We start from the raw sequence: 24,801 nt of genomic DNA, 5'->3' as shown, positions 1-24,801 counted from the left end.
CCCTGCCGTCGCCGTCGCGCTGAACGCGGCGCTCAGCTAGACCGCTCAGCGGACCACCCCCTGACGGTCAGCACCACCGGTCGACGACCGGTGGTGCTGACGGTGGTGTGGGCGTACCGCCCGCGCTAACCCAGGCGGGTTTCGATGGCCTCGATGATGCGCGGACGCAGCTCGGCGGCGCGGATGACGGCGTCCACCGAGCCGACCTCGACGGCGCGGTGGATGTTGTGCACCCGGTCGAACTCGGCCGCCACCTCGCTGAGTTTCTCCGCGCGCACCGACGAGCGCAGCTCGTCGAGCTCCGCGGTCAGCGCGGCGCGTTCGGTGCCGGTCGCGGCGGCGGTGCGGGCCTCCAGGTCCCGCACCCGCGGGTCGGCCGCCGTACGGGCGTTGACGTCGGCGGAGAACACCACCGCGGCGGCGGGTGCGCCACCGAGCACCGAGGCGAACGAGCCCTCCAGCGCCAGCACCGTCATGTTCGGGTTCAACGCCTTCGAGAACACCACGAACGCACCGCCGTGGTAGCGCGAGATCACGCAGAAGACGATGGGCCCCCGGAAGTTGACGATCGCCCGGCCGATCTCGGCGCCGTACTCCAGTTGCAGCTTGCGCATCGACTCCGGTGAGCCGTCGAAGCCGGACAGGTTCGCCAGCACGACGAGCGGCCGGTTGCCGCTGGCCGCGTTGATCGCCCGCGCGGCCTTCTTCGACGAGCGGGGGAACAGCGTGCCCGCCGTGTACGTGTCCGGGCCGTCGGTGGGCGGGAAGCCGTGCCGCGGCACCGACCGGGACTCGATGCCGAGCAGGCAGACCGGAATGCCACCGAGGTGGACGTCCTGCACGACCGCGGTGTCCGCGTCCGCCATGCCGGCCCAGCGCTCCAGCACCGGGTGGTCCTGGTCGGAGAGGGCCCGCATCACCGTGCGGATGTCGAACGGCTTCTTGCGGTCCGGGTTGGCCTCGACGGAGAAGATCTCCCCGACGGTGGCGAAGGCGCTGCCCGCCACGTCGTGCGGGAAGGCGGAGATGTCGCGGTCGACCGGGTCGGTGGTGACGGCCCGTCGGGGCGCGTCCTCGCCGGGCGCGACGTACGTGTGGTCGTAGTGCGCCATCACCACGTCCCGTGCGGCCGTCAGGTTCGGCGCCCAGTACTGCGCCTGCCCGTTCGGCCCCATCACCCGGTCATAGCCGCCGATGCCGAAGTTGTCCTCGGCCGACACACCGCCGGAGAAGTCGAGAGACTGCTTGCCGGTGAGCACCATCGCCGAGTCTGGCGTCATCACCAGGATGCCCTTGGTGTGCATGAGCATCGTCGCCTCGGCGTTCCAGTACGGCTGCGCGCCGACGTTGATGCCCGCGACCACGATGTTGATCTCACCGCCGGCCTGGGTGAACTCGACGATCCGCTTGAGCGCCGCGGCCACCCAGTCCATGTTCTCCGTACCGGAGGTCATCGAGATCCGCGCGCCGGCGGAGAGCGCCCACCACTCCAGCGGCACCTGCATCCGCTCGGCCAGGTCCAGTGCGGCGATCACGCGCCGGCACTCCGGCTCGGACAGGGCGCCCAGCGACTTCGTCGGGTCGCCGAGCAGCACCACCCGGGTGACGCCCTGCGGGTAGCGCTCGGTCGGCGTGGTGACCACCCCGGCCACGATGGCGGCGCCGTTGCGCCCCTTCGGCCGGTCCACCGGCACCAGCACGTGGTGGTCGTCCAGGTCGTACTCGACGAAGTCACCGAGCCGGCCGGTCAGCTCGTACGGGTACACGGTGTTGCGGCTGCTGGCCCGCAGCACCTTGAGCCGGTACTCGTCGAGCGGCTCGATCGGCTCGACCGGCGGCTCCCCGACGGCCAGCTCGGCGCCGCCCGCGGCGTCGAACGAGATCCGTACGGCGATCCTGGTCAGCTCGCCGGTCCGGCGGTCGCGCTGCCGCGCGATGAACAGGATCTCCTCCAGGCCGGCGCCCGCGGTCGTCGGGCGGACCCGCCCGGCGATCATCTCCATCTCCTCGCGGGTCAGCTCGCTCGGCGGCCACACGTAGACCACGATGCGGTTGGTGTTGAAGCGCGTCTTCGACGGCCGCCGCGACTGGGCGCGGCGGATCGAGTCGAGGCAGGTGGCGATGGCGTCCTCGGCCGTCGGCAGCGCGACCAGGCGGCCGTCCTGCTCGCGAAGCTCGGTCAGGTCACGCACCTGCGCGAACGCGACGAGGCGCTCGTCGGCCCGGTTCTCCCGCGCCACGCACTGGAAGAGGTAGACCTCCTCGTCCGACGACGGCAGCCGGGTCAGGTCGAACTTGTGCAGCCGCTCCAGTTGCATCCGCTGCGCGATGTACGGGTGCAGCCCACGGATCAGCCGGTCCTCGGTCAACTGGGCGCCCGACGGACGGAAGGTGAAGTGGTGGTGCATGACCGCCCCGCCGCGACCCGCCACGGTGGTGGTCACCCGACGGACCTGGGGCGGCAGCGGGTGCGCGGCGATGACCTCGGCCAGCGCCGCCGCCATCGCGTCGAAGTCCTCTGGCTGGTTCTCCCAGCCGAGGTAGATGTCGGCGTCCACGGAGTCCTCGCCGGTGGCCAGCTCGGCCAGCCCGCGCAGGGCGCTGCCCAGCGCGTCGAAGCTCACCGCGGCGGAGACCACACTCGAGTCGGCGCGCTCGGCGACCACGAACGTGCAGTCCCCGACCTGGCGGGTACGCACGCTGGTGAGCGACCGGTTGCCGTAGTACCGCCGGGTCAGCACCTCCAACATCACCGCGTTGTCGAGGTGGTCGCGGACGAGCCGCTGGCCGAGCAGCCGGACCAACGGCTCGGTGCTGCGCACCATCTCGGCAATGCGCTCGGCGCGGTCTGCCGCGTCCGGGTGCGTGTCGAGGTGCCGCAGGTGACCACGGACCTCGGCGTAGACCCGGGCGCGGTTGCGGCGCAGCAGCGGCTGGGCGAACCAGGCGAACACCACGCCGCGGGCGAGGTCCGCGACCACGGGGAAGCGGACCTGCGTCGCGGCGATCAGCCGCTCCAGTGCGAGACCGGCCGGCTCGCGCAGCGTCTCGTCCGGCGGGGTCTCCCGCAGCCAGGCGCGCAGCAGCGCCGCGACGACCTGCGCGTCCGCGGAGGCGCGCTGCTGGGCGAGGAAGATCCGGAAGACGGCCGCTTCGAGGGCGGGAGTGCGGTCCAGGTCGGTGACGCCGTACCGGCCGAGCGCCTTGCCCAGCCTGGTCTGGAAGGCCTCGGGCAGCCCGGCCCGCTCGACGTCGAGGCTCTGCAGGTAGGTGTGGAAGTACTCCCGGGCGCTGTGCACGTGCGCGGCGCCGCCGTCCTCGCCCGTCGGCCGGTTGCGGCTCAGCTCGGCGAGGTCGGCGAACACCTCGATGAGGTCGAGTTCGGCGGCCAGGGGCCGCTGACCGGCTTCGGTGGTCGCCCGCCGTGCGGTGAGGTAGTCGTCGAGCACCCGGCGGTCGTCGTGCGGGTCGACGTCGAAGCCGAGCAGCAGACCGCGAAGGTCCTCCTGACCGCGCCTGCTGCGCTCGTCCGCCGGGATGTCCGCGGTGGCGGTGGGCAGGTCCAGTTCGACGGTCTCGGTGCTCGCGTCGTCGGTGTTCTCCTCGGCGTCGTCCGCGAGCGGCTCCAGGCGCAGCAGCGGCGCACCGGCCTCCACCTGGCTGCCCACCGAGACGGCGCACTCCTTGAGCCGCGCCCGGAACGGCGCCCGCAGCACCGTCTCCATCTTCATCGCTTCCAGCACCAGCACCGGCGCGCCCGCCTCGACCTCGGCGCCGACCTCCAGTGGCGTGGCGACGACCAGCGCGGGCATCGGGGAGCGCAGGACGCCACCCTCGTCCCGGCTGACCCGGTGCGTCACGCCGTCCACCTCGACCAGGTGGGTCGGCCCGTACGTGCCGGTGAGCAGGCGGTAGCGGATGCCGTTGACGACGATCTGACCGGTGTGCCTGTCGAAGCGGTCGAGTTCGACGTCGGCGGTGCGCACCACCGGGCCGGTCTCGATGCCGACCCGGAACCGGTGCGCGCCGACGCGCGCCACCCGCGTGCGGTAGCCGACGCCGCGCAGCTTGAGGTCCAACGGTCGGCCGCTGGCGTGCTGCACCTGCGGGCGTCCGCCGGCCGCCGTCGACAGCAGCCGCTGCCGCTCGACGCGCTCCTCCTCCTCGTACGCCTCGATGGCGGCGGCGGCCAGGGCGACCGCGGAGTGGCGGTGCGTGACGAGCCGGCCCTCGCCGCGGACGCGGTCGATCCAGCCGGTGTCCGCGCTGGCGTCGATCACCTCGGGCTGGTCGAGCAGGTCGAGCACGAAGCTCTTGTTCGTCGCGCCACCCTCGATGATCACCGTGGTGTTCGCCATCGCCCGGCGCAGCTTGCCGAGCGCCTCGTCGCGGTCCCGGCCGTACGCGATGATCTTCGCGATCATCGAGTCGAAGTCGGCCGGGATGGTGTCGCCCTCGCTGACGCCGGTGTCCACCCGGATGCCGGGGCCACTGGGCAGGTCCAGCCGGGCGATGCGGCCGGGCGACGGCGCGAAGTCGCGGTCGGGGTCCTCGGCGTTGAGCCGCGCCTCGATGGCGTGCCCGCGCTCGGCCGGCGGCGCACCTTCGAGCCGCCCGCCGGCGGCGACGTGCAGCTGCGCCTTGACCAGGTCGAACCCGGTGGTCAGCTCGGTGATCGGGTGCTCGACCTGCAAGCGGGTGTTGACCTCGAGGAACGCGAACAACCGGTCGCCGGGGTGGTAGAGGAACTCGACGGTCGCCGCGCCGCGGTAACCGACCGCCACGGCCAGCCGCTCGGCCGACGTCTTCAGCTCGGCGGCCTGCGCCGGGTCGAGCACCGGCGACGCCGACTCCTCGATGACCTTCTGGTTGCGTCGTTGCACGGAGCAGTCGCGGACGCCGAGCGCCCACGCGGTGCCCTGTCCGTCGGCGATCACCTGGACCTCGACGTGCCGAGCCCCGGTGACCAGGCGCTCCAGGAACACGATGCCGCTGCCGAAGGCCCGCGCCGCCTCCTGGCTGGTGCGCTCGTACGCGTCGACCAGCTCGGCTTCGTTCCTGATCACGCGGATGCCGCGCCCGCCGCCGCCCGCGGTCGCCTTCAGCATCAGCGGGTAGCCGACCTCGGCCGCCGAGGCACGTGCGGCGTCCAGGGTCTCGACGGCACCGCGGCTCCACGGCGCGACCGGCACGCCGACCTCCTCGGCGATCAGCTTTGAGCCGATCTTGTCGCCGAGTTGGCGCATGGCGTCCGGGCTCGGCCCGACGAAGGTGACGCCGATCTTCTCGCACAGCTCGGCGAACGCCGGATCCTCGGCGACGAAGCCCCAACCGACCCACGCGGCGTCGGCCCCGGTCTCGGTCAGGGCGCGCTCCAGCACCGCCAGGTTGAGGTAGGGGCGGGCGGATGCCGGGCCGAGGTCGTAGGCGATGTCCGCTTCGCGGACGAACGTGGCGTTGCGGTCGACATCGGTATAGAGAGCCACGGTTTCGAGTTGGATGCCGGTCTCCGCGGCCAGCTCGCGGACCGCGTGGATGAGCCGCATGGCGGCTTCACCACGGTTGACGATGGCGACACGGTTGAACACCCGAAGAACCCCTTAGCTAGACCTCGACCCTGCGTGCCGAGAGACGACGGCTCCCAGCAGTGATCACTTTTCCGGGTGGCGGCGGCCAGCGCTATGGCGCAACCACCGAAGCCACCGTCCCTCAGTTGTAGGAAGTGCACAAAACTTTTTGGCACCCCGGGCTCGCGCCGACCTCCGTCGACCCGATCCGGCCGCTCCGGCAGTTGATCAAGACGGTGCGGGCGGTTCACGTCCGCGGCCTCCCGCGTTCACCCCCGGGTGATCGGCTGACCAGGAAGATCATCGCCGGCCCGGTCAACCGCCGGCCGGTTCGACCATCCCGGCCCAGGCCAGGAACGCACCAGGAAAGGAGCGGCGATGAGGTCACCGCACCTCGTACGCCCACGTCTGGCGCTGCTGCTCGCGGCGGGGCTGACCACGCTCGTCACGCCGGCCGGCGTCGCCCACGCCGCGACCGCCACGGTACCCGCGACGGGCGCCCCGATCACCATCACCTCGACCGAGCAGCTCGCCCCGGGCGTCACGTACGGCTCGTTCGAGGTGACCACGCCCCGGGGCGTGACCGTCGGTTACCTGCTCACGGCCGACCTGAAGAAGAACACGGTCTCCCTGGACCTGCTGCACCCCGACGCGGTGGCGCAGCGCACTGTCGTCTCGGCGATGACGAACGAGCAGGGTGCCGTCGCCGGCGTCAACGGCGACTTCTTCAACAACAGTGAGACGCACGCGGGCGTCACCCCGACCTACTCGTCGTCCGGCCCGGAGATCGCCGACGGCGAGGAGCTGAAGTTCGCGGTGCCGACCGCGCAGCGTTTCGGCCCCGGCCTCGCCCCCGGCACCTCGACCCGCGACGTGTTCGGCGTCGGCGTGAACGGCAAGGCCCGCGTCGACACCCTGAGCCTGGACGGCGAGGTGCGCAGCGGGAAGGGCACGATCGCGCTGGGCGGCCTCAACCAGTACGCCCTCCCGGTCGGCGGCGTCGGCCTGTTCACCGCCGACTGGGGAACCGCCTCCCGGGTCCGGTCCACCTGCGGCACCGACACGAGCCGCAGCGACCCGTGCAGCACCCACACCTACGAGGTGACCGTCCGCGACGGTGTGGTGACCGCGGTGGGCCAGACGCCCGGCGCGGGCGCGATCCCGGCCGACACCCAGGTGCTCGTCGGTCGGGAGGGCGGCGCGGACGCGCTCGACGACCTCGCCGTCGGTGACCGGGTGCAGGTGCGCGAGAAGCTGGTCTCCGCCGGCAAACCGAAGCTAACCTTCGCGGTCGGTGGCGCGCCGATCCTGCGCGACGGTGCGCCGCTGGCCGGCCTGGACACCAAGACCGCCGCGGTACGCAGCGCGGCCGGAGCCAGCCCCGACGGTCGGACCGTCTACCTGGTCGCCCTGGCCGGCCGTGCCCCGGCCAGCGCCGGGTTCACGATCGCCGAGCTGGCCGACCTGATGCGCTCGCTCGGCGCGGACGCCGCCGTGAACCTCGACGGCGGCGGTTCGAGCACCGTCGCCGTCCGCGAGCCGGGCCAGGCCGCGGCCACCGCCCGCAACAGCCCGTCCGACGGTACGGAGCGAATGGTCGCCAACGGCATCGGGATCTTCGTGGGCAAGCACTGATCGGTGCACCCGCTCGAATTCGCCCCGCCCGCAGCTGCCGGACGGGGCGAATTCGCGTACCGCCCGGAGGGGTCCGCCCTCGCCCGAGACTGTCACCCCCGGTCGGACAATGAGGTCGACCGAGATCAGTCGACGGTCGGCGGTGCCGTCCTCGCCGCCTCGGCGAGCGCCGCCGCCGCCCCGGCGTACGGGTTGTAGCTGTAGGTGCGGGCCAGGCCGGTCGGCACCGTGAAGTACGCGGCCGACAGTTTCGCCGGGTCGCTGGCGATCTCACCCCGCGCCGGGGCGTCGTTGCCGTCGTCCCAGCCCCAGGGCGCGTTGGCCGAGTTGGTCGAACAGCTCCAGGTGCCGACGCCGCAGTCGCCGGACGTGTCACCGGCGAACGTGCCCAGACTGGCGAACAGGCTCGCGTTGGACCGCTGCGCCCACAGGCCGCCGGCGGCGAAGATGTCGACCAGCTGATACCGCACGTCGCGGTCGTTGCCGCTGCTCGGCGTCTCGGCGACGGTGGACGGGTAGTAGACCAGGCCGTCGCCGTTGATGTCGTACTGCGGGTGTGCCTTGAGGCCGTGGCCCTGCGCCTCCTGCGCCGTCACCGGGTGCTGGAACGCGTCGTGCGGTGACGCCTGGAACCCCAGGGTGCCGTCGACGCTCTCCGCGCCGCTGGTCCAGGTGCTGCCGGTCGGCGTGTAGGAGAAGAAGTCGCTGTGCGCGACCGTGACGGCAGAGCGGAGAACGCCGTACGTGGAGCCGTCGCGCTCGATCGCGAACAGCGCGCCCTCACCGTCGTTCTCGTGCTCGGTCTCGAAGAAGGGGTGGTCGGTCCAGTCCCGAGGGTGGAAGAAGAAGTACGTGATGTACCAGTGGGTGCTCGTCTCCACGACGGAGTAGTACACGTGCGCGGCGAGTGGGTTGCCGGCCTGGCCAGCCCGGTCCCAGTTGTTGCGTCCGTCCAGGTCGCCGTCGAAGTCGACCCGGGTGAGGTAGTCCGACTGCCCGCTGAGGGCGTGGCTGCCGGTGGCGTCGACGTCCTGGTAGTGGATGGGCGCCCAGCGGAGGGCCAGCTCGGCCCGGCTGACGGCGGCACTGGCGGGGGTGGGTGCGGCCAGCGCGGCAGCCGCCAGCACCGCCGCAGCGCCTGCCGCGACCAGTGCCCTGACCACCCGGGGTCGCCGGGTCGCGTTGTTTGCGTCGAGCATGGTGTGCTCCCGTGTCCGAATGAATAGACCGTAATAGATCATTCGGGGTTCGGGGGCCCGGCGGGTGTCCCTGCGGCGACGAGAAAGCGGACGATGTTCGACGGGATCGGGATCGGGTTGTATCGATGCTCACCGACTGCCATGCTGTGGTTCGGTCGTGCTCGGGGAGCCAGCGCGCACCAGATCTCCTCCGGCCCACGGGGCGCATGAGGTGGCCATGTCACCCGTGCCGGGCAGCCTCGTCGGGACCGGAAACCCGAGCGCGGCACCGGCAACCACCTCGGTCATCGGTGCCCGGTAACCACGGAGGTACCGGATGCTTCGCATGTTCCTCGCTGTCACGACCATGGCGCTGGCCGCCTGGACCGGGACGACCACCGCCGCCGAGGCGACACCCACGCCCACGCCGTCGGCCACACCGACGCCGACGCCGACCTGCCCACCAGCGATACCGATCAGCGCGAGCGTGGCCGGGGCCACCACCACCAGCCTGACCATCTCGTACGTCATCTTCTTCCGCCCGCCCTGCGGCTACGACCCGCCGATGACCGTCAGCCTCTTCACCAGCCGCGAGGACGCCCAACAGTGGCGGGCCCCGGTCGCCGAGGGCGTCTCCGGGCCGGAGCGCAACGGCTCGGTGACCATCGACGGGCTGACGCCCGGCACGGAGTACTGGTACCGGTTCACCGACGTCGAGGGCCGACGGGACCCGTACGTGATCGCCTCGGCCCGCACCGCCTCGCTGACCTCGTGCCGGGCGACGGCCACGGTCGACGCCCACTGGGGCAGCGGCTTCGTCGCGACGGTCACGGTCCGCAACACCGGGTCGCTGCCGCTGGACCGGTGGCGGGTCTCCTGGCGGTGGTCCGGTGACGAGCGCATCCAGACGGTCTGGGGCGGGGCGGCCGAGATGGCCGGCGCCGACGTCACCGTTCGCAACGCCTCCTACAACGGGACGTTGACGCTGGACGGGGCGACGACCTTCGGCCTGCTCGTGGCAAGCAGCGCGGTGCCCGAGGGCCTGACCCTGACCTGCGAGCGGTGAACGACGTCCGCCCCGCTCCGGCGCGATGGCGGGAGCGGGGCGGACGTCATGTCGGTCAGGGTTTGCGAGCCACCGCGCCGTAGGCGTCGATCCCGACGGCGTCGGACTCCTCTGGTCGCCACAGCGGAATGGGCACCAGGCCCGGCTCCACCATCGTCAGCCCGTCGAAGCAACTCTCGAGCTCCTCCGGGCTGCGCAGGATGTACGGGACTCCGCCGCTCTGCGCCAGCCGGTCGGCACCGGAGACCACCGCCGGGCTGGTGTTGGTGCCGTCCCAGAGCACCAGGTGGGAGCCGGACGGCACCGCGTCCATCGTGCGCCCGACGATCGAGCGCACCACGTCCAGGTCGGGCTCGTAGCCCATCACGCCCATGTACATCACGGCGATGGGCTGGTCGAAGTCGAGCGTCTGCGCCGCCTCGGCGAGGATCTTCTCCGGGTCGTGGTAGTCGGCCGGTACGTAGGTGGTGACACCCTCCGACGTGGTGCTGGCCAGCAGCGCCCGCGCGTGCACCAGCACCATCGGGTCGTTGTCCACGTAGACGATCCGCGAGTCGGGCGCGATGCCCTGGGCGACCGCGTGCGTGTTCTGCATGGTGGGCAGGCCGGTGCCGATGTCCAGGAACTGCCGGATGCCCGCCTCGGCCGCGAGGTACCGCACGGCCCGCACCAGGAACACGCGCGACTGCTGCGCCATGAGGACGATCTCCGGGTAGACCTCGGCGACAGCGTCGCCGGCCGCCCGGTCGGACTGGAAGTTGTCCTTGCCGCCCATCCAGTAGTTCCAGATCCGTGCCGCGTGCGGCACGTCAGGCTGAAGCTTCGCGGCGAGTTCGGGGTCCGGGCCGGCCATGCCTGGCTCCTATCGAGGGGTCGTCAGCTGGAGGTCATCACAGCGGTACGCCCGGGATCGTACTCGGCCAAGGTCCACTGTCGACGCAGGGTCGGCGGCTGACGGCACTTCGCTCGACCTGGGGGCTTGAAATCCTACCTTCCTGGTAGGAAAATCGACCGCATGCCGCTCGTTCGGTTGTTCACCTCCCGCCGGGTCGTCGACCTGATGCGGGTCGCCGCGCAGCTCTGTCCAGGCGCGCCCATCCCCGCCTGAACGGGCTCTCAGCCCTCGCCAGCCCGGTGTCTGCCGCCGGCTCCGCGACCGGCGCGCGACCGGTCATCCCGCACCCCGCGAGCGCGGAGGTGCACCCCCGTCGAGGAGGACCTGTGACGATCAACGACGCCCCAACACCCACCGCCGTGGACCCGCGGCCCGAGTTCGACGAGGAATGGCGGCGGTGGCACCGACGCCACGAGGAGGCTCGTGCCGACCCGCACGGCTTCCTCGCCGTCACCGGTCTGCACTGGCTCACCTCGGAACCTCAGCGTTTCCCCGACGTGCCGGGGGAGTGGCACACCGGCGAGGGCGGCCCGGTGGTGGCTCTCGGCGACGACGAGGAGCTGACCGTCGACGACCAGCCGGTTCGGGGCAGGCACGTGTTCGGGCCGATCGCCGAGCGCGGCGGCGTCACCGTCGGCATCGACGGTGGGGTGCTGGAGGTGGCCCGCCGGGGTGGGCACGACATCCTCCGTCCCCGGCGCCCGGATCACCCACTCCGTGTCGCCTACCGGGGCACTCGCCCAGCCGCCGCTGGGTCCTGATCGGGCGCTTCGTGCCGTTCGACAACCCTCGGTCGACCACCGTCGGCGCGGCCGTGGAGGGGCTCACGCACGTCTACGACGCCCCTGGTCGCATCGAGTTCGCCGTCGACGGGGTGCCGCTGAGCCTGACCGCGTTCAACGGCCACGTGCCCGGGAGCCTGTCGGTGCTGTTCACCGACGCCACCTCCGGCGTCACGACCTATCCGGCCAACCGGTCGCTGACGGTCGACGCACCGGACGAGCAGGGGCGGGTCAGCCTCGACTTCAACCGGGCCACCAACCTGCCGTGCGCGTACACCGACTTCGCGACCTGCCCGCTGCCCCCGGCGGAGAACCGGCTGCCGATCGCCGTCGAGGCCGGCGAGAAGACCCCGTACGAGCGGCTGGCTGCCGACCGTTCGTAGGCCCAGCGGACCAACCCCTCGGGAGGATCGCCATGACCCAGTCCACCGACGCCCCGATCGACGCCGACAGCGACGCGCTACGGACGTTGCTGCGCCACCAGGCCAGCACCGTCACGGTGGTCACCGCTCCCGGCTCGCCGGCGGTCGGCTTCACCGCCACCTCGTTCACCTCGGTGTCGCTGGCGCCGCCGATCGTCTCGTTCTGCCTGAACCTCGGGTCGTCGAGTTGGCCCGCGGTCGCCCGTGCCCGCCACGTGGCCGTGCACCTGCTCGCCCACCATCAGCAGGAACTGGCCCGGACCTTCGCGACCAGCGGCATCGACCGGTTCGCGACACCCACCCGCTGGCGGGCTGGCCCGGAGGGGGTGCCCATCCTCGATGACACCCTGGCCTGGCTGTTCTGCCGGGTAGTCGACCGGGTGACCGTCGGCGACCACGCCGTGGTGCTGGCCGAGCCGGAGGTGCTCCGGCACGCCGACGTCGGTTCACCCCTGCTGTACCACCGGGGGCGCTACGCCGGGCTGGCCGGCGACCAGAACGGGGCGGTCCGCCGTCCCGCCGCCTGACCAGCGGTATCGCACGCGCGATCCACGATGAGGGGGAGGCCATGCGCGCGATCGTCGCCGCTCCGGACACGCCTGAGGGGTTCCGGCTGACGGAGGTGCCGGATCCCGTCCCCGGCCCCGGGCAGGTCCTGGTCGAGGTGCGGCACGCCGCCGTCAATGCCGGCGAGATTCAGCACCTCGGCGTCTGGCCGGCCGGGAGCGTGCTCGGGCACGACGCGGCGGGTTACGTGGCGCGCGGCGCGACCGATGGCTCCGGCCCCCGCGAGGGCGAGCGGGTGGTCGCCTTCGGGGCGGGCGCGTGGGCCGGCCTAGCGGTGTTCGACGTGGACAGCGTGGCGGTGGTCCCCGCCGTCGTCGACCTGGCGGAGGTGGCCGCACTGCCCATGGTCGGCCTGACCGCGCTGCGTACCTTGCGGTCGTCGGGCGCGCTCCTCGGCCGACGGGTGCTGATCACGGGGGCGTCCGGGGGCGTGGGTCGGGTCGCCGTCCAGCTCGCCCGGCACGGCGGCGCGTACGTGGTCGCGGCGGTGGGCTCTGCGGCTCGTGGCGCAGGGCTGGCGGCGCTGGGCGCGGACGAGGTGGTGGTCGGTCTCGACGCGGTCGCCGACCCGGTCGACGTGGTGCTGGAGACGGTCGGCGGCCCCTCCCTGGTGACCGCCTGGGGTCTGCTGGCCCCGGGTGGGGTGCTGCACAGCATCGGCTGGGCGTCCGGCGAGCCGGCGGCCTTCCCGGTGAACTCCACGTTCGCTCCCGGCCCGGCACGGACGCTGCGCTCCTTCGGTGACGCCACCGCCGCAGGGCCGGATCTCGCGGTCCTGGCGGATCTCGTGGCACGTCAGGTGCTGCGCCCGCCGGTCGGCTGGCGCGGCTCGTGGCAGCATCTCGGGGAGGCGGCCGAGGCGCTGCGGGGACGCCGGGTGGCCGGCAAGGTCGTGCTCGACCTGGATTGAGGCCGGTGGCTCCCGGCCTTGACCCATCGGTCAGGCGCAATCCCTGTAAATCCTATAGCCTTAGTAGGTTATGCGTCAACGAATCGACGTCCACCCGTGCGATAGCCGACATCCGGCGACGGATTCGTTGACACCGCGGGGCTCTGGAGGTGGACTCGGCTCATGTCCAGCGAGCTGCGGCTGACGATCCGCGGCCACATCGACTTCGGTCGAGTGTGGTCGAGTTCCTGTCTGGCCTGACCCGGCACCCTCGCCCGTAACCCGGCCCGCCGCACCGGCCCGCCGGGGTGGGGCGCACCGCCGCGCCGCCACCGCACCGACACCCTCACCGGCCCATGACTCCTGCGCGGGGCCGGGTGTCGGCATACCCGCATCCGCCTGCCTGGACAGGAGAACTCACCATGCCCGCAATCCGTCTGCGAACCCTGGCCGCCCCCGCGCTCGCCGCACTGCTCGCCGTCGTCGCCGGCTGCTCCACCGGGGCCGCCCCGGCCGCCGAGGCCGCCGGCCAGCCCCGCTCCGGCGGCACCCTCACCTGGGCGGTGGAGACCGAGCCGATCACCCTCAACCCGCACCAGTACGCCCAGGCCAAGGCCCGACTGCTCGTTTGGAACACCTTCGAGTCGCTGCTCACCTACGACCAGCAGAGCAAGCTCGTACCCTGGCTCGCGACCGGCTGGACGGTCGCGCCGGACGGGCTGACCTACACCCTGACGCTGCGCGACCGGGTCACCTTCTCCGACGGCACGCCCTTCGACTCGGCCGCCGTCAAGGCCAACATCGACAAGCTCCGGGAACCCGGGTACGCCCCGGCCGTCGCCGCCGTCCAACTGCGCAACCTCAAGGCCGTCGAAGCCGTCGACCCGCGCACCGTACGGCTCGTCCTCAGCGCGCCGGACGTGCTCATCCTCGACTTCCTGGCCTCCCCGCAGGGCGCGCAGATCTCCCCGACGTCGCTACGTCAGGCCAAGAACCTCAAGGCCGGCGGCATCGACGTGGTCGGCACCGGGCCGTTCGTGCTGGACCGCTACGTCCCCGGCCAGGAGCTGCGCTATCGGCGTAACGCCAGCTACGACTGGGCGCCGCCCACCGCGACGCACACCGGCCCGGCCTACCTCGACGGGATCACCTACCGGTTCCTCAAGGAGTCGTCGGTGCGCGTCGGGGCCCTCACGTCGAACCAGGTGCAGCTCATCGAGGGGGTGCCCGCCACGGATCAGCCGCTGATCACCGGCAACCGGACGCTGCGCCTGAGCCGCGAACTCAACTCCGGCTCCGCCTACTCGTACTACTTCAACACCTCGCACGCGCCCTTCGACGACCTGCGCGTCCGGCAGGCGTTCCAGGAGGCCGTCGACGTCGAGACCGTTCTGAGGTCCGTCTACCGCGACACCGCCACCCGCGCCTGGAGCGTGATCAGCCCGTCCAGCCCGCTCTACGACAAGCGCCTCGAAGGCGGCTACAGCGGCGACACCGCCACGGCGAACACCCTGCTCGACCAGGCCGGCTGGGCTGCCCGGGACGCCGACGGCTACCGGGTGAAGGCGGGCAAGCGGCTCACCGTACGGCTCGTGCAGTCCGCACCCTTCGTCCGGGACCGCCGCGACGTCCTGGCCCAGGCCGTGCAGGCCGCCGTCAAGCGGAGCGCCGGCATCGACCTCAAGGTGTCGCTTGTCGACCAGGGCACCGCCACCGACGCGTTCCAGCGCAACGAGTACGAGGTCTTCGACAACTCCCGCGCCGACACCGACGCCGGCGCCGCGCTCAACCTGCTGCTGCACTCGAAGGGCGGCATCAACCGGACCCAGGTCAACGACCCGCGAATCGACCGGCTCCTGGAGGCCGGTCAGGCCGCCGCCGACCCGACGAAGCGCGCCGGCATCTACGCCGACCTGCAACAACAGGTCGTCGCCGACCAGGCCCTCCTGCTGCCCCTGTACGCGCCGGCCGACCAGATCGCCGCCAGCACCGGCGTCGGCGGAGTGCGCTTCGAGCCCACCGCCGGGGTGCCCGCCAGCGCGTACGACCTGTGGATCGGCAAGTGACATGAGCCGCCCACCCGTACGTGCCGTGGCTCGCCGGCTCGGTGCCGGCCTGGTCGTCCTCTGGGTCGCGGCCACCGCCGCCTACCTGGCGCTGCTGGCCGCCCCCGGCGAAACCGTGGACAACATCGTCGGCGACGGTGCCGACACCCCGCAGATCCGTGCCGAGATCATCGCCGAGTGGGGCCTGCAGCGGCCGGCCGTCGTGCAGTACCTCGACTACCTCGGGCGACTCGGCGGCGGCGACCTGGGCCGCTCGTACCTGTTGCAACGCCCCGTCGCCGAGGTGATCGGGGAACAACTCGCCCCGACCCTCACCCTCGCGGTCGCCGCCGCCGGCCTCGGGGTGCTGCTCGCCCTGCTCGTCGCGGTGGCCACCGCCGGTGACCGGCGACCGTGGCTGCGCCGGGTCAGCTCCGGCACCGAACTGCTGCTGGTCTCCTCCCCACCGTTCCTGATCGGGCTCCTGCTGCTCAGTGTGCTGTCGTTCCGGTTCGGGCTCTTCCCGGTCTCCGGTGACCGGGGGATCGCCGCGTTGGTGCTCCCCGCCATCACCCTCGCGCTGCCCATCGCCGGACTCCTGGCCCAGGTGCTGCGCGACGGCATCGACAGAGCCCTCGACGAGCCCTTCGTGCTCACCGCCCGCTCCCGGGGCCTACGGGAACGAACGGTGTTGGTGCGACACGCGATGCGGCACGCCCTCCTGGCGGCCGTCAGCCTGGCCGGCTGGGTCTTCGGCATCGTGGTCGGCGGCACCGTCATCGTCGAACAGGTCTTCGGCCGGCCCGGCCTCGGCCAGGTCACCCTCACCGCGGTCACCACCCGGGACATGCCGGTGGTGCTGGCCGTGGTCACCCTCTCCGCCGCCGGCTACGTCGTGGTCAACACCGCAGCCGACCTGGCTTACCTGCTGGTCGACCCGCGTCTGCGAAGGAGCTGACCACGATGACCGTCACCCTGGGCCCCCCACTCACCGACGCCCCGGCGCCGACCCTCGCCGACCCGACCGAGCGGGCCGTACGCCGACGGCCCCGACCCCGGCCCGGCCTGCTCGCCGCCGGGGCGTACCTCACCCTGCTGGTCGTCGCCGCGGCCTGGCCGGCGGCGCTCGCCCCCGGCGACCCGCTCGCGGCCGACCCGCTCGCCGTGCTCAGCCCGCCCGAGGCGGCGCACTGGTTCGGCACCGACCACCTCGGCCGAGACGTCTGGACGCGGGTGGTGCACGGCGCCGGCCACTCGCTCACCATCGGTGTGGCCGCCACCGCCATCGCGGTGACCGGCGGGGTGCTGCTCGGCCTGCTCGCCGGTCTCACGCACCGGGTCGCCGACGAGGCGCTCAGCCGCACGTTCGACGCGCTGTCGGCATTTCCCATGCTGCTGCTGGCCCTGCTGTTCATCGCCATCGCGGGCCCCGGCACGGCCAGCCTGATCGTCGCCATCGGCATCGCCACCCTGCCGCACCACGCCCGCGTGGTCCGTGGTCAGACGCTCGTCGTCCGCCGTTCCGGCTACGTCGAACAGGCCGTCACCTTCGGCCGGTCCCGGCCCCGGCTGGTGCTGCGGCACGTGCTCCCCAACGTGGTCGGCCCGGTGCCGGTGCTCGCGGTGATCGGGCTCGGTGAGGCGATCCTGGCCGCCGCCGGGCTCAGCTTCCTCGGCATGGGTCCGCAGCCGCCGTCGCCGGAATGGGGCGCGATGCTCTCCGAGGGCCGCAACTACCTCCAGGTGGCCTGGTGGATCACCATCCTGCCCGGTCTGGCGGTCACCGCCACCGTGGTGTCGCTGACCGTCGTCGGCCGGCGCTGGCAGGCCCGCTTCGACGGGAGGCGCTGATGGCACCCCTGGTCACGGTCGAGGACCTGCACGTCGACTTCGACACCCCGACCGGCCCGGTGGCCGCCGTACGCGGGATCAGCTTCACCGTCGAACGGGGCGAGTGCGTGGCCGTCGTCGGGGAGTCCGGCTCCGGCAAGAGCGTCACCGCTCGTACCCTGGTCGGTCTCGCCGGCCCGGGCGCGCGGATCCGCGCCGCCCGGCTCGAACTGGCCGACCAGGACGTGCGGGGCCACCGGCCGCGGGACTGGCGGCGGGTCCGTGGCCGCCTCGCCGGGCTGGTGTCGCAGGACGCGCTCGTCTCCCTCGACCCGTTGCGCACCGTGGGCGCCGAGATCGGTGAGGTGCTCAGCACGCACGAGATCGTCGGTCGCCGGGAACGGGCCGGCCGGGTCACCCACCTGCTCGACGAGGTCCACCTACCGGAGCCGGAGCGCCGGGCCCGGCAGTACCCGCACCAGCTCTCCGGTGGGCTGCGGCAGCGCGCGCTGATCGCCTCGGCGATCGCCGGGGAGCCGGCCCTGCTGATCGCCGACGAGCCCACCACCGCGCTGGACGTCACCGTGCAGGCGCAGATCCTGCGGCTGCTCGCCGAGCGGCGCGCCGCCGGGGTGAGTCTGCTGCTGATCAGCCACGATCTGGCGGTCGTCGCCCAGGTCGCCGACCGGGTCCTGGTGCTGCGTGACGGTCGGATCGTCGAGCACGGCCCCACCGAGCGGCTGCTGCGGGCACCGGCACACCCGTACACCCGGCAGTTGCTGGCCGCGGTGCCCTCCGCGACCTCGCGGGGCCGCCGGCTCGCCGCGACGTCGCCGGCCGGGGACGCACGGGCGGCGCTGCCCGCCCGGCCCCAGGTCCGCGCCGACGACACCGTGCTCGACGCGGGCGGCCTGACCAAGAGGTACGGCGAGCACACCGTCGTGCGCGACGTCTCCTTCACCATCGCGCGGGGCGAGACGCTCGGCCTGGTCGGGGAGTCCGGCTCCGGCAAGAGCACAGTCGCCCGGATCGTCGCGGGCCTGCTCGACGCCGACGCGGGCACCGTCACCTTCGAGGCGACGCCGTGGGCCGGCGTGCCGGAGCGGGCCCGCCGCCCGCTGCGGCGCAGGTTGCAGCTCATCTCGCAGGACCCGCTGAGCTCCTTCGACCCCCGCTACACGGTGGGGCGGGTCGTCGCGGAGAACCTCGACCCCGACGTCGGTCGCGCCGACCGTCGCGAGCACGTCGTCGACCTGCTGCGTCGCGTAGGTCTCGGCGCGGACCTGTTCGACAGGCACCCCCGGCAGCTCTCCGGAGGGCAGCGGCAGCGCGTCGCCATCGCCCGCGCCATCGCTCCCCGACCCAGCCTGATCGTCTGCGACGAACCGGTCTCCGCCCTCGACGTCTCCGTGCAGGCCCAGGTCCTCGACCTGCTGGCCGAGCTGCGCGCCAGCGACGGCACCGCCCTGCTCTTCATCTCCCACGACCTGGGCGTGGTGCACCACCTCAGCGACCGGGTGCTGGTGATGCACCAGGGCGCGGTGGTCGAGCAGGGCCCGGTCGGCGACGTCTTCACCTACCCCCGACACGACTACACGCGGTCCCTGCTGAACGCGCTGCCCACGCTGGTCACCGCCGGCCGACCGGAGGAGAGACACCCATGACCGAGAAGAGCCTGCACCTGGCCGTGGCCCTCGACGGCCTCGGCTGGCACCCCGCCGCCTGGCGGCTCTCGCACGCCGACGCGACCGCGCCGTTGACCGCCCGCTACTGGACCGCCCTCGCCGGCGAGGCCGAACACGCGGCACTGGACCTGCTCACCATCGAGGACAGCCTCGACCTCCAGTCGTCGCGGCCCGACGGCCCGGACGACCGCGCCGACGAGGTCCGGGGCCGCCTCGACGCGGTGCAGATCGCGTCCCGGCTCGCCCCGTTGACCCGGCACATCGGGCTGATCCCGACCACCAGCACCACCCACACCGAACCGTTCCACCTCTCCACGGCGATAGCCACCCTCGACCACATCAGCGGCGGGCGGGCCGGTTGGCGGCCCCGGGTCTCCGCGCGCAGGGCCGAGGCCGGGCACTTCGGTCGCCGCGACGTCCCACCCCTGGACCTGGCCCGGCTCGACGAACCGGAAGCCGTACGGGTCGTCGGCGACCTCTTCGCCGAAGCCGGCGACGCCGTGGAGGTGGTCCGCCGGCTCTGGGACAGCTGGCAGGACGACGCCGTGATCCGGGACGTGCCGACCGGCCGCTTCGTCGACCGCGAGCGGCTGCACTACGTCGACTTCACCGGCCGGTGGTTCTCCGTCAAGGGCCCGTCCATCGTGCCCCGGTCCCCGCAGGGGCAACCGCTCGTCGCCGCGCTCGCCCACTCGTCGGTGCCGTACGCGTTCGCCGCCCGGCACGCCGACATCGTCTTCGTCACCCCCACCGACCGGGAACACGCCGCCGCGATCGTGGCCGAGGTGCGGGCGACCGAGGAGACCGTCGGCCGGGCGGGCCCGCCGCTGCGGGTCCTCGCCGACCTGGTCGTGCTGCTCGACGAGACGTCGACGCTGGCCCGCCACCGCGGGACCCGCCTCGACGAGCTGCACGGCGCGCGGTTCACCTCCGACGCGTCCATCGTCACCGGCACCCCGGGCGAGTTGGCCGACCTGCTCGCCGAGTGGCACCGCGCCGGAGTGGACGGTTTCCGGCTGCGACCCGCCGTGCTCCCGGACGACCTGACCGCGATCACCCGCGCACTGGTGCCGGCGCTGCGCGACCGGGGCCTGTTCCGGGCCGGCTACCCCGGCGGGACGCTGCGCGACCTGCTCGGTCTGCCCCGACCGGCCAGCCGCTACGCCGTCGCGACCGCCTGAGCACTGGAGACCATCATGCCCAAGCAGATCATCCTGGCCGCGCACTTTCCCGGCGTGAACAACACCACCGTGTGGAGTGACCCCGCCTCCGGAAGTCAGATCGACTTCTCGTCCTTCGTCCACCTGGCCCGCACCGCCGAGCGCGGCAAGTTCGACTTCTTCTTCCTCGCCGAGGGGCTGCGACTGCGCGAACAGCGGGGCCGCATCCACGACCTGGACGTGGTCGGACGCCCGGACACGTTGACCGTGCTCGCCGCCCTCGCGGCGGTCACCACCCACCTCGGGCTGGCCGGCACCCTCAACGCCACCTTCCGGGAGCCGTACGAGCTGGCCCGGCAGTTGGCCAGCCTCGACCACCTCTCCGGCGGGCGGGCCGCCTGGAACGTCGTCACCACCTCCGACGCGTTCACCGGGGAGAACTTCCGCCGGGGCGGCTACCTCGACCGCGCGCTGCGCTACGACCGGGCCGCCGAGTTCGTGCGTACCGCGCGGCAGCTGTGGGAGTCGTGGCCGGCCGAGGCGATCGCCGGCGACCGGGACGGAGGCCGGTACGTCACCGAGGCCGCGCCCGGCGCCTTCGCCCACCACGGCGACCAGTTCGACATCGCCGGGCACTTCACGGTGCCCCGCAGCCCTCAGGTGCACCCGGTGATCCTGCAGGCCGGCGACTCTCCCGACGGTCGCGAGTTCGCCGCGTCCAGCGCCGACGCGATCTTCTCCCGGCACGGCACCCTGGAGGACGGCCGGGAGTTCTACCGGGACGTGAAGTCCCGGCTCGCCCGGTACGGCCGCCAACCCGGCGACCTGTTGGTCATCCCCGGTGTCACCTTCGTGCTCGGCGACACCGACGCCGAGGCGCAGGAACGCGCCCACCACATCCGCCGGCAGCAGGTCAGCCCGCAGACCGCGATCCTGCTCCTCGAACAGCTCTGGAACCGGGACCTGTCCGGGTACGACCCGGACGGCCCGCTGCCCGCCGAGGACCCGGACGTCTCCGGTGACGCGATCAGCCAAGGCCGGGCCGGGATGTATCCCGACCCGGTCGGCACCGCCCGGCAGTGGCGGGCCCTGGCCGAGGAGAAGGGGCTGGGCATCCGCGACCTGATCATCGAGGTGACCGGCCGGCAGTCCTTCATCGGCACCCCACAGCAGGTCGCCGAGCGGATGAACCACTTCGTGCAGTCGGACGCCGCCGACGGGTTCATCCTGGTGCCGCACCTGACCCCGGGTGGGCTCGACGACTTCGTCGACCGGGTGGTTCCGCTGCTCCAGGAACGTGGCGTCTTCCGTGCCGAGTACACCGGCACCACCCTGCGCGACAACCTGGGCCTCGGCCCTGCCCGCCCGGTCAGCCAGGCCGGTGCGGTGTGACCCCGCCGGCCACCGTCTGCCAGCGACGCTGGAACGACCCGGACGCCATCGCGCTGCGCGCCGCCATGACCGGGGAGATGCGCCAGCGGTACGCGGACCGCCTCGCCGACCCGATCCACCTGCCGGACGCGCAGGCGATCGCCCCGACCTCGGTCGCCTGGACCGGCGTGGCGTACACCGCCGACGCCACCCCGGTCGGGCACGCCGCGCTGCGCTGGCACGGCGCCGACCTGGAGCTCAAACGGATGTACGTGCTGCCCGCACATCGGGGGCGCGGCGTCGCCCTGGTGATGCGTCCGGCCCTGACCCTGCCCGCGAAAGTGACGGTCCCGGCGTGAAGTTCCTGCTGATAACGCTCATCACCCACCTGCCCGACCCGGTCACCGGCCACCAGAGGAGCACCACCGAGCGCTTCCGGGAGGTGGTCGACACGGCCGTCCTCGCTGAGGAACTCGGGTTCGACGGGTACGGCGTCGGCGAACGACACGAGCGCCCGTTCATCTCGTCGTCGCCGCCGGTGGTGCTGAGCCACATCGCGGCCCGCACCTCCACCATCCGGTTGTTCACCGCGGTCACCACGCTCAGCCTGCTGGACCCCGTCCGCGCGTACGAGGACTACGCCACCCTCGACCACCTCTCCGACGGCCGACTCGAACTGATCATCGGTAAGGGCAACGGCACCGCGCAGGCGCAACTGTTCCACGTCACCGCCGAGGACCAGTGGGACCGCAACCGGGAGGGCTACGAGCTGTTCCGCCGGCTCTGGCGAGAGGAGAAGGTCACCTGGTCCGGGAGGTACCGACCGTCGCTCACCGAGGCCGAGACCTGGCCACGCCCGCTCCAGCAGCCCATCCGGGTCTGGCACGGCAGTGCCACCAGCCGAGACTCCGTCGACCTCGCCGCCCGGTACGGCGACCCGATCTTCTCCGCCAACGTCACCAACCCCATCGAGCCGTACGCCGAACTCATCCGGCACTACCGGGAACGGTGGGCGCACTACGGGCACGACCCGGCTGACGCCCTCGTCGGCGCCGGCACCGCCGGCTTCTACGTGGCCCGCACCTCGCAGGAGGTCATCGAGCGGTACCGGCCGATCTTCGACGCCCGGCTGGCCGCGTTCCGGCGGCTCGGCGTGCCACCGGTCTTCGACACCCTGGAGGACGCCCTGGACCGCAGCTCGATCCTGGTCGGCAGTCCACAGCAGCTCGTCGACAAGGTGTTGCGCTACCACGAACAGTTCGGCCACGAGGTCATCCACCTCCAGGCCGACCACGACGGGCTGACCGACAAGCAGCACCGGGAGAGCCTGGAGTTGTTCCAGGCCGAGGTGGCGCCGGTGCTGCGCCGGGAGATCCCCAGCCGTCCCTTCCACCCGCCGGTGACCGCAGCCGCCACGGCCTGAACAGAACGGGGACCACCATGCCCTCCACGCCCCTGTCCATTCTCGACCTCTCTCCGGTGCCCGCCGGCGGCACCGTCACCGACGCGCTCCGCAACACCGTCGACCTGGCCCGTCGGGCCGAACAGTCCGGCTACCACCGCTACTGGCTGGCCGAGCACCACCTCGCCGCCGGGGTGGCCAGCTCCGCGCCGGCCGTGCTCATCGGGCAGGTCGCCGCGGCCACCAGCGCGATCCGTGTCGGGTCCGGGGCCGTGCAGGTCGGTCACCGTACCGCCCTGTCGGTGGTCGAGGAGTTCGGCACCCTCGCCGCGCTGTACCCCGACCGCATCGACCTCGGGCTCGGTCGATCCGGTCAGCGGCGCGTCGAAGCAGCCCGGGAGATCGCCGCGCCCACCGCGGCACCGGTCGAGGCCCGGGTGGTCAAGGGACTGCTCATCCCGCCGCCGTTCTCGTACGCCCAGGTGCTCGCCTCACCACGCTTCGCCCTCAGCAGCGCCCTGCTGCACCAGCCAGGTGCCCAGCCGCCGCCCTTCGCCGAACAGGTGGCCGACGTGCTGGCTCTGCTGCGCGGCGACTACACCGACGCCGACGGTCTGGACGCGCACGCCGTGCCGGGGGAGGGCACCGATCTGCAGGTGTGGCTGCTGGGCAGCAGCGGAGGGGAGAGCGCCCAACTCGCTGGCGCGCTGGGCCTGCCCTTCGCGGCCAACTACCACGTCAGCCCCTCCTCGGTGCTCGACGCGGTCGCCGCGTACCGGGCCGCGTTCCAGCCTTCGGCCGCGCTCACCGAGCCGTACGTGGTGGTCTCCGCCGACGTGGTCGTGGGCGAGACGGACGACGCCGCACGACGGCTGGCCGCACCGTACGGCCCGTGGGTGCGCAGCATCCGCGGTGGCGAGGGAGCGATCCCGTTCCCGAGCCCGGAGCAGGCCGTCGCGTTGCCGTGGACCGACGACGACCGCGAGCTGGTCGCCGACCGGGTGGACACCCAGTTCGTCGGATCGCCCGCGACGGTGGCCGAGCGGCTACGGACCCTGCGGGACGTCACCGCGGCCGACGAGCTGCTCGTCACCACGATCACCCACGCCCACGTCGACCGGGTCAGCTCCTACGAACTGCTCGCCAAGGAGTGGAACGACTGATCCGGACGGGTGGGGCGGCGGTGGTCAGTAGACCGTCACCGGGTGCCGGACGACACCGTCGAACAGGTACCCGAGCGCGTTGGGGCGGGCCTGGTCCGGCTGGCCGGCCCCGGTGACGTCGGTGGCCCGAGCCCGCAGGGTCCACCGGCCGGGCCGCGGCGGGCGCCAGAGCGTCGTCCAGCGCTGCCAGACGCCGCCCTCGTCGTCGGGGTCGAGGTCGGCGGGTCGCCAGGTCGCCCCGTCGTCCGTGCTGACGTCGACCCCGCGGATCGGACCGTTGCCGGACCAGGACCGGCCGGCGACCAGCACCTGCTCGCCGCTCGGGAAGCGCACGTCCCATGGCAGCTCGAAGGCGCTCTTGACCACCGGGGTCGTCACGAGCCTCCCGTCGACCGGGTGGCCGGGCCCGAACATTCGGTAGAACCGGGTGCTCCACGGTGAGGACAGGGGAGTCGCCGAGACCTCGATCGGGCCGACCCACTTGATGGAGGAGATGCCGATCCAGCCCGGCACCACCACCCGCACCGGGAAGCCGTGGTCGACCGGCAGCGTCTCCCCGTTCATCTCGTACGCCAGCAGCACGTCGTCGAGGGCCTTGGCGATCGGTATCGGGCGGCGCACCCGGCCGAGAGTCTCCCCGCCGGTCACGAAGTCCGGGTCCAGGCCCTCGGGCTGCACGTCGACCGCGTCGTCGGTCAGCCCGGCATGACGGAGGACGGTCGACAGCCGTACGCCCCGCCAGCGCGCCACCCCCACCGCGCCCAGACCCCACGGCACCCCCGGCGCGGGGTCGGCCTGCTGGGAGGCGAAGAAGCGGCGACCGTTGCCCGCGCACTCCAGCAGGGCCGCGGTCTCCTCGGCCGGCATGGCGCGCAGGTCGCCGTAGTCGAACTCGACCGCGTCGGCCAGGGTCGGCGAGCCCCGCAGGCCGGTGCCGAACAGGCGCAGACGCCACGTGTCGACGTCCAGCAACGGACTCCGGGTGTGGTTGCGGACGAAGAACCGGTCGGTGGGGACCGCGAAACCCTGCCCGGCCAGGGCCTCCCACCGCATCTCGGCGTTGCCGTCGCGGAGGGTGAGCAGTCGGGGGGACAGCGGCTTGACGATCGTCGCGGCGGCGCGGGACGGGAGGGAAAGCGTCACC

General features: G+C 72.7%; 19 protein-coding genes. 15 read left to right on the top strand and 4 right to left on the bottom strand.

Going from position 1 to position 24,801, the window contains the following annotated elements; translation table 11 throughout:
• Positions 1-125: 125 nt before the first annotated feature.
• Entirely contained in the window at positions 126-5,588 is a 5,463-nt protein-coding gene (locus ACIBD9_RS14530) for a carboxyl transferase domain-containing protein (protein ID WP_396717655.1), read from the bottom strand.
• A 357-nt stretch (positions 5,589-5,945) separates the two neighbouring features.
• Here ACIBD9_RS14530 and ACIBD9_RS14525 point away from each other — a divergent pair, with 357 nt between their 5' ends.
• The gene (locus ACIBD9_RS14525; protein WP_396717652.1) at positions 5,946-7,202 is read left to right on the top strand and encodes a phosphodiester glycosidase family protein; all 1,257 of its coding nucleotides are present in this window, start codon (positions 5,946-5,948) and stop codon (positions 7,200-7,202) included.
• Positions 7,203-7,327: 125 nt separating this feature from the next.
• Here the strand turns inward: ACIBD9_RS14525 and ACIBD9_RS14520 are convergent, their stop codons facing one another.
• Positions 7,328-8,401, bottom strand: coding sequence for a hypothetical protein (locus ACIBD9_RS14520; protein ID WP_396717650.1), 1,074 nt, complete (start codon positions 8,399-8,401; stop codon positions 7,328-7,330).
• A 316-nt stretch (positions 8,402-8,717) separates the two neighbouring features.
• Here ACIBD9_RS14520 and ACIBD9_RS14515 point away from each other — a divergent pair, with 316 nt between their 5' ends.
• On the top strand, positions 8,718-9,446 hold the full coding sequence (locus tag ACIBD9_RS14515) for a cellulose binding domain-containing protein (RefSeq protein WP_396717648.1): 729 nt from the start codon (positions 8,718-8,720) through the stop codon (positions 9,444-9,446).
• A gap of 55 nt (positions 9,447-9,501) precedes the next feature.
• Here ACIBD9_RS14515 and ACIBD9_RS14510 read toward each other — a convergent pair whose 3' ends face one another.
• A complete protein-coding gene (locus tag ACIBD9_RS14510; RefSeq protein WP_396717646.1) occupies positions 9,502-10,299 on the bottom strand; it encodes an SAM-dependent methyltransferase in 798 nt (265 codons plus the stop codon).
• Positions 10,300-10,667: 368 nt separating this feature from the next.
• On the opposite strand from ACIBD9_RS14510, the gene ACIBD9_RS14505 reads away from it, so the two are divergent.
• The 13 genes from ACIBD9_RS14505 to ACIBD9_RS14445 all read left to right on the top strand — a co-directional run bounded on the left by ACIBD9_RS14505 (position 10,668) and on the right by ACIBD9_RS14445 (position 23,657).
• The gene (locus ACIBD9_RS14505) at positions 10,668-11,102 is read left to right on the top strand and encodes a hypothetical protein (RefSeq protein ID WP_396717644.1); all 435 of its coding nucleotides are present in this window, start codon (positions 10,668-10,670) and stop codon (positions 11,100-11,102) included.
• Positions 11,103-11,113: 11 nt separating this feature from the next.
• Positions 11,114-11,506 (top strand): DUF1684 domain-containing protein, encoded by a 393-nt coding sequence (locus ACIBD9_RS14500; RefSeq protein WP_396717642.1) that lies wholly within the window; start codon positions 11,114-11,116, stop codon positions 11,504-11,506.
• Positions 11,507-11,538: 32 nt separating this feature from the next.
• Entirely contained in the window at positions 11,539-12,072 is a 534-nt protein-coding gene (locus ACIBD9_RS14495; protein ID WP_396717640.1) for a flavin reductase family protein, read from the top strand.
• Between the two features lie 41 nt (positions 12,073-12,113).
• A complete protein-coding gene (locus tag ACIBD9_RS14490) occupies positions 12,114-13,022 on the top strand; it encodes a zinc-binding dehydrogenase (protein WP_396717638.1) in 909 nt (302 codons plus the stop codon).
• A 401-nt stretch (positions 13,023-13,423) separates the two neighbouring features.
• Positions 13,424-15,067: an ABC transporter substrate-binding protein gene (locus ACIBD9_RS14485; protein WP_396717636.1), complete on the top strand. Its 1,644-nt coding sequence runs from the start codon at positions 13,424-13,426 to the stop codon at positions 15,065-15,067.
• A gap of 1 nt (position 15,068) precedes the next feature.
• The gene (locus ACIBD9_RS14480; protein ID WP_396717634.1) at positions 15,069-16,004 is read left to right on the top strand and encodes an ABC transporter permease; all 936 of its coding nucleotides are present in this window, start codon (positions 15,069-15,071) and stop codon (positions 16,002-16,004) included.
• 5 nt (positions 16,005-16,009) lie between these two features.
• Complete coding sequence (locus ACIBD9_RS14475; protein WP_396717632.1) at positions 16,010-16,897, top strand: ABC transporter permease; 888 nt, start codon at positions 16,010-16,012, stop codon at positions 16,895-16,897.
• Positions 16,897-18,540 (top strand): dipeptide ABC transporter ATP-binding protein, encoded by a 1,644-nt coding sequence (locus ACIBD9_RS14470; protein ID WP_396717630.1) that lies wholly within the window; start codon positions 16,897-16,899, stop codon positions 18,538-18,540. The genes ACIBD9_RS14475 and ACIBD9_RS14470 overlap by 1 nt, the downstream gene beginning before the upstream one ends.
• A complete protein-coding gene (locus ACIBD9_RS14465) occupies positions 18,537-19,742 on the top strand; it encodes an LLM class flavin-dependent oxidoreductase (RefSeq protein ID WP_396717629.1) in 1,206 nt (401 codons plus the stop codon). Before ACIBD9_RS14470 ends, ACIBD9_RS14465 begins: the two co-directional genes overlap by 4 nt.
• A 15-nt stretch (positions 19,743-19,757) precedes the next feature.
• A complete protein-coding gene (locus ACIBD9_RS14460; protein WP_396717627.1) occupies positions 19,758-21,113 on the top strand; it encodes an NtaA/DmoA family FMN-dependent monooxygenase in 1,356 nt (451 codons plus the stop codon).
• Positions 21,110-21,451: a GNAT family N-acetyltransferase gene (locus ACIBD9_RS14455; protein WP_396717625.1), complete on the top strand. Its 342-nt coding sequence runs from the start codon at positions 21,110-21,112 to the stop codon at positions 21,449-21,451. The genes ACIBD9_RS14460 and ACIBD9_RS14455 overlap by 4 nt, the downstream gene beginning before the upstream one ends.
• The gene (locus tag ACIBD9_RS14450) at positions 21,448-22,515 is read left to right on the top strand and encodes an LLM class flavin-dependent oxidoreductase (protein WP_396717623.1); all 1,068 of its coding nucleotides are present in this window, start codon (positions 21,448-21,450) and stop codon (positions 22,513-22,515) included. The genes ACIBD9_RS14455 and ACIBD9_RS14450 overlap by 4 nt, the downstream gene beginning before the upstream one ends.
• A 17-nt stretch (positions 22,516-22,532) precedes the next feature.
• Positions 22,533-23,657, top strand: a complete 1,125-nt coding sequence (locus ACIBD9_RS14445; protein WP_396717621.1) for an LLM class flavin-dependent oxidoreductase — start codon at positions 22,533-22,535, stop codon at positions 23,655-23,657.
• A 24-nt stretch (positions 23,658-23,681) separates the two neighbouring features.
• On the opposite strand, the gene ACIBD9_RS14440 is transcribed toward ACIBD9_RS14445, so the two are convergent.
• Positions 23,682-24,800 (bottom strand): sulfite oxidase, encoded by a 1,119-nt coding sequence (locus tag ACIBD9_RS14440; RefSeq protein ID WP_396717619.1) that lies wholly within the window; start codon positions 24,798-24,800, stop codon positions 23,682-23,684.
• Between the last annotated feature and the right edge of the window lies 1 nt (position 24,801).

This window comes from Micromonospora sp. NPDC050784, assembly GCF_044456765.1.
GTDB classification, from domain to species: Bacteria; Actinomycetota; Actinomycetes; order Mycobacteriales; family Micromonosporaceae; genus Micromonospora; species Micromonospora foliorum.
This window is presented reverse-complemented; position numbering and strand designations above follow the sequence as displayed.

Bases quoted from the DNA above. Each gene is read 5' to 3' on its own strand.
- ACIBD9_RS14525 (WP_396717652.1), top strand. From the start codon at position 5,946: ATGAGGTCACCGCACCTCGTACGCCCACGTCTGGCGCTGCTGCTCGCG.
- ACIBD9_RS14520 (WP_396717650.1), bottom strand. From the start codon at position 8,401: ATGCTCGACGCAAACAACGCGACCCGGCGACCCCGGGTGGTCAGGGCA.
- ACIBD9_RS14515 (WP_396717648.1), top strand. From the start codon at position 8,718: ATGCTTCGCATGTTCCTCGCTGTCACGACCATGGCGCTGGCCGCCTGG.
- ACIBD9_RS14510 (WP_396717646.1), bottom strand. From the start codon at position 10,299: ATGGCCGGCCCGGACCCCGAACTCGCCGCGAAGCTTCAGCCTGACGTG.
- ACIBD9_RS14495 (WP_396717640.1), top strand. From the start codon at position 11,539: ATGACCCAGTCCACCGACGCCCCGATCGACGCCGACAGCGACGCGCTA.
- ACIBD9_RS14490 (WP_396717638.1), top strand. From the start codon at position 12,114: ATGCGCGCGATCGTCGCCGCTCCGGACACGCCTGAGGGGTTCCGGCTG.
- ACIBD9_RS14485 (WP_396717636.1), top strand. From the start codon at position 13,424: ATGCCCGCAATCCGTCTGCGAACCCTGGCCGCCCCCGCGCTCGCCGCA.
- ACIBD9_RS14480 (WP_396717634.1), top strand. From the start codon at position 15,069: ATGAGCCGCCCACCCGTACGTGCCGTGGCTCGCCGGCTCGGTGCCGGC.
- ACIBD9_RS14475 (WP_396717632.1), top strand. From the start codon at position 16,010: ATGACCGTCACCCTGGGCCCCCCACTCACCGACGCCCCGGCGCCGACC.
- ACIBD9_RS14470 (WP_396717630.1), top strand. From the start codon at position 16,897: ATGGCACCCCTGGTCACGGTCGAGGACCTGCACGTCGACTTCGACACC.
- ACIBD9_RS14465 (WP_396717629.1), top strand. From the start codon at position 18,537: ATGACCGAGAAGAGCCTGCACCTGGCCGTGGCCCTCGACGGCCTCGGC.
- ACIBD9_RS14460 (WP_396717627.1), top strand. From the start codon at position 19,758: ATGCCCAAGCAGATCATCCTGGCCGCGCACTTTCCCGGCGTGAACAAC.
- ACIBD9_RS14445 (WP_396717621.1), top strand. From the start codon at position 22,533: ATGCCCTCCACGCCCCTGTCCATTCTCGACCTCTCTCCGGTGCCCGCC.